The sequence below is a fragment of the Streptomyces sp. NRRL S-495 genome (assembly GCF_000966955.1).
Lineage (GTDB): Bacteria > Actinomycetota > Actinomycetes > Streptomycetales > Streptomycetaceae > Kitasatospora > Kitasatospora purpeofusca.
Map to the genome: position 1 here is coordinate 1 of NZ_JZWY01001120.1, position 4279 is coordinate 4279.

The window sequence follows — 4279 nt, forward strand, 5'->3', positions numbered from 1 at the left end:
CCGCTGACGCCTGGCGAGGGATCAGCTCCCTCGCGACGTCAGGAAGATTAGCAGCTCAACGCCCATGCTCCGAATCGCGGACGGCTCGGGACCGGGGTGGAGGGCCAGGCCCTCCGGGGATCTCCTTTCGAGGCCTGCACGGACCGGTGAATGTCGCCCGGATGTCCGGCCGCATCGGCGGTCGAAACCTCCGCCAACGCGTCGAAGAACTCCTGGCGCTCGAAGGGCTCGACGACATAATGCGGCGGAGTCGGCCGCCGTGGCGAGGCTCGATGCCTGGCGCGACGCCGCCCGTGCGATTCCGCTGGCGAAGTCGAAGCGGGGCCGCGGCTGCTCGATCCGCAGAGCGGACTGGACGCTGCCGTCAGGGAAGAGCTGAAGCGGGTCCCTCCGGTGGGCAGGACTGTCGACCTGTCCGGAGGGTCCGAGTCGACAGTGGATGCCACGAAGCAGCGAGTTTCGTGCGCTCGGGTATCAGACCGGGCGGTCCCGGCTTGTACTCACTGTCGCACTGAGTGACAGAATTGGTGCGTCGGCCCAACAGTGGACACAGCCGCAACACTTGGAAGGCAGGATGACTCGCTCCTCCACTGCTGCTCTGCTGGCGGTGATGGCCCTGATTCTGTTCGAGACGATCGCGATCGTTCTCTTCTTCTGCATCGCCATGCCGCTGTTCGCGGGTGGTATCGCTTTCGAGGACGAGACGGCGCCCACTCCGGCTTACGTGCCGTACGGGTTCCTGTTCGCGGGGATGGTCATGGTCGGGGTCAGCGGTTGGGCGGCTCGGGGCTTGTGGGCGATGCAGTCGCCGCGCACGGCGTCCCGTGGTTCCTCCGCCTTGGTGGGGGCGGGGGCGGTGCAGGTCATGCTGCTCGGTTTCGGACTGCTGTCCGGGGAGTACCTGTTCACGCTCTTCGCGGCGGCGGTGCTGGCGCTGCTCGCCGTACTCGTGCGGCCGGCGTTCGCGAAGCCGTCCGGCTGACAACGACTGCGGTGGAGTGGGAAGTCGGGCTCTCCGACTTCCCACTCCACCGGGCGCCCGCGACGGCCCGGGGCACCCTGGCTGCTGCTCCCCGCGCATGCGGGGTTGGTCCCCACTTCACCGGCGACGGGGCCTCCGCCGGCCCCTGCTCCCCGCGCATGCGGGGTTGGCCCCGCAACCGCAGCGAAACCCCAGGACCGGTTCGCCTGCTCCCCGCGTCTTCAGTGTCCAGAAGATGGCTGCTTTCCTGACCGGGCCAGTGCTGTGACCGCCTAGCACCGGGTTCGACGGGCAGATTTGCTGGTGAGGGCGGTCGGGCGGGACGCGGGCCACCGACGCCTCCGGAGCCGCGTGGGCGAGAATGACGCCGTGGAGCCAACTGATCGGATCATCGTTGCTTTGGATTTCGACAACCGTCGAGCGGCCGACGAGGTCGTCGACCGGCTCCGTGAGGAGTGTCGGTTCTACAAGGTCGGGTTGGAGCTGCTCATGGCGGCCGGACCGGGGCTGATCAAGGATCTGGTGGCCAAGGGCAAGGAGGTCTTCCTGGACCTGAAGCTCTTCGAGATCCCGAACTCCGTGGCCGGCGCGGTCCGCGCCGCCGGTGCTCTGGGTGTCTCCATGGTGACCGTGCACAGTATGGGCGGCACCGGCATCATGTCCGCCGCGGTCGCTGCGGCCCGGGACTTTCCGCGTCTTCGGGTGCTGGCTCTGACCGTCGTCACCAGCATGACCAGCTCCGATCTCGCCGACATCGGCGTCACCGGCTCGACCTCGACCTCGGACTCGACCGAGGAGCAGGTGCTGCGGCTGGCCCGGCTGGCGGAAGGCGCCGGTTGCCATGGCGTGATCGCATCGCCGCAGGAGGCCGGGGCGCTGCGAGGCGTGCTGGGGAGCAACGCCCTGATCGTCACGCAGGGAGTCGCGCTTCCCGGTGGGTCCGCGGGTGAGCACGCCCGGTCCGGTACTCCCGGTGCTGCCGTTGCCGCTGGTGCGTCACATGTTGTCGTGGGCCGGTCGGTCACCCGCGCCGCGGACCCGGTGGCCGCGTTCCGGCTCGTCCGCGCCGACCTGGAGCTGTGAGCGGAAAGTCACTGGACCCGGACGCGCGGGCCGCTGCCGGTGAGAGCGGCCAACCGCGCAGGCGGCGAGCCCCTTCGGCGTCGGGCGGCCGCGCTCTCAGGCTCGCGCCGCTCGCACAACCTGCGTGGCTCGCGCCGTCTCCCGCAGGGCGGTGACCAGGCGTTCGAGGGCGGGTCGGCCCCAGGCGCCCTCCCGGACGGCGGCGTGGATCGCGCGGACCGGTTCCGGCGTGCGGACCTTCCGTACGGTCACGCCGGGGTGGCGATGGGCCAGGCCCAGCAGGGGGACCAGTGCCACACCGAGCCCGGCTGCGACGAAGCCCTGTGCGGTCGGGTGGTCCTCGCTTTCCACCGCGAAGCCGGGGCGGAAGCCGGCCTCGGCGCAGGCGTCCAGGACGGTGTCGTGGCAGGGACCGGACCGCCCGCTGGCGACCCAGGGTTCGTCGGCCAGATCGGCCAGGTCGAGGACCCGCTTCGCACCGAGCCGGTGGCCCTTCGGCAGGACGGCGCGGTACGGGTCGTCGAGCAGGTGGACGAGGCGCAGCCCGGGGTGCTCGCGCCCGTGGGGCCGGACCACCACCGCCAGGTCGGCCCGGCCCTGGAGTACGTCCTGCAACGGGTCCTCGGGGTCGGTCAGCCCGAGGTCGAGCCGCACACCCGGGAACTCGCTGCGGAAGGCCGCGATCGCGGGTGCCACCAGGGCGGCTCCCGCCGTGGCGAAGTAGCGGACCGCCAGGGAGCCGCTGCGCCCGGCCAGCAGATCGGCGAGCGCCGTCCCGGCCTCGGCCACCTGCTGTTCGATGACGGCGGCGTGTTCGGCGAGCAGCCGCCCGGCGGCGGTCGGCCGCACACCGCGCCCGGCGCGTTCGAGCAGCGCCGTCCCGGTCTGTTTCTCCAGCGCCGCCACCTGCTGGCTGACGGCGGACGGGGTGTAGCCGAGAGCGGTGGCGGCCGCGGTCACGGAGCCGCCGGTGACCACCGCGCGGAGCACTTGCAGACGTCGCACATCGAGCATGTAGTCCAGCTTAAACGTTCTGCAGAACATTTCACTTGTCCTGTTGCGTCCCGCAGGGCAGCGTTCGTACCGGCACTCCCCGGTGGGGGCCGACGAACGAAAGGCAGGTGCCGCGTGGTGCGGATGGCCGTCCTCGCCCTGCTCTGGGGTTCGGGCTTCCTGTGGACGAAGCTCGCGCTGCAGAACGGGCTGACCCCGTTGCAGATCACCGTGGCGCGCTCCGCTCTCGGGGCCGCCGTGCTGCTCCTCCTCGCCCGGGCCGCCCGTCAGCGCCTGCCGCGTGGCGGCGCGATCTGGCGCCGGCTCGCCGTGGCGGCCTTCTTCTGCAATGCGCTGCCGTTCTTCCTGGCCGCCCTGGGCGTGCGGACCGTCGGCTCGGGGCCAGCCGGGGTGCTCAACGCGACAACTCCGCTCTGGTCGTTGCTGATCGGCTTCGCGCTCGGGACGGAGCGCGGGTGGCGCCCGCGGCGCCTCGGCGGCCTGCTGCTCGGCTTCGCGGGCGTGCTGGTGATCTTCTCGCCGTGGCAGGGGGGAGGGCCGTCGCCGGAGAGCGGCGGCTTCGGGTGGGGAGCCCTCGCCCTGCTGGGCGCGGCCGCCAGTTACGCGGTGGCCTTCACCTACATGGGCCGCGTGCTCGCCGACACCGGCACCGCCCCCCTCGCCCTCTCCGCCGCCCAGCTGACCGTTGCGGCCGGTCTCGGCGCGCTGGTGCTGCCGACCGCCGCCGGCAGCACGGACGGGCTCAACGTCCGGGCGCTCGCGGCGGTCACCGTCCTCGGGGTGGTCTCCACCGGGCTCACCTTCCACCTCAACTACCGGCTCATCGCCACCGAGGGCGCCACCGGTGCCGCCACCGTCGGCTATCTGCTGCCGGTCGTCTCCACCGGGCTCGGCGCGCTCGTCCTCGACGAGGCATTGAGTCTTCGGGCCGTCGCGGGAATGATCATGGTGCTGGCCGGGGTCCTCCTGACCCGACCGCAGCGCCCTCGGCAACGGTCGGCCACGCCTGCCGTGCCTGCTCCGGCGGCCCGCCCACCCTTCGCCCCACTGACCGAACGAACGGACCGATGAGCTCCGAATCACCCTGGCGGATACGCGACTTCCGCACTCTGTTCACCGCCACCGCGCTCACCCAGCTCGGCACCAACATCGGCTACGTCGCGCTGCCCCTGATCGCCGTCGCCGCCCTCGACGCGAGCG

General features: G+C 71.7%; 4 protein-coding genes. 3 read left to right on the top strand and 1 reads right to left on the bottom strand.

The window, feature by feature from the left end:
- Positions 1-574 precede the first annotated feature (574 nt).
- Positions 575-982, top strand: coding sequence for a hypothetical protein (locus tag VR45_RS39660; protein WP_234326641.1), 408 nt, complete (start codon positions 575-577; stop codon positions 980-982).
- Between the two features lie 351 nt (positions 983-1333).
- Positions 1334-2065 carry an orotidine-5'-phosphate decarboxylase gene (pyrF, locus tag VR45_RS39665; protein WP_234326643.1) on the top strand — a complete coding sequence of 244 codons (732 nt, stop codon included), beginning with the start codon at positions 1334-1336 and terminating at the stop codon, positions 2063-2065.
- Between the two features lie 96 nt (positions 2066-2161).
- On the opposite strand, the gene VR45_RS39670 is transcribed toward pyrF, so the two are convergent.
- A complete protein-coding gene (locus VR45_RS39670) occupies positions 2162-3079 on the bottom strand; it encodes a LysR family transcriptional regulator (RefSeq protein ID WP_045944826.1) in 918 nt (305 codons plus the stop codon).
- A 123-nt stretch (positions 3080-3202) separates the two neighbouring features.
- On the opposite strand from VR45_RS39670, the gene VR45_RS39675 reads away from it, so the two are divergent.
- Positions 3203-4150, top strand: coding sequence for a DMT family transporter (locus tag VR45_RS39675; RefSeq protein WP_045944828.1), 948 nt, complete (start codon positions 3203-3205; stop codon positions 4148-4150).
- Positions 4151-4279 lie beyond the last annotated feature (129 nt).

Bases quoted from the DNA above. Each gene is read 5' to 3' on its own strand.
- VR45_RS39660 (WP_234326641.1), top strand. From the start codon at position 575: ATGACTCGCTCCTCCACTGCTGCTCTGCTGGCGGTGATGGCCCTGATT.
- VR45_RS39670 (WP_045944826.1), bottom strand. From the start codon at position 3,079: ATGCTCGATGTGCGACGTCTGCAAGTGCTCCGCGCGGTGGTCACCGGC.
- VR45_RS39675 (WP_045944828.1), top strand. From the start codon at position 3,203: ATGGCCGTCCTCGCCCTGCTCTGGGGTTCGGGCTTCCTGTGGACGAAG.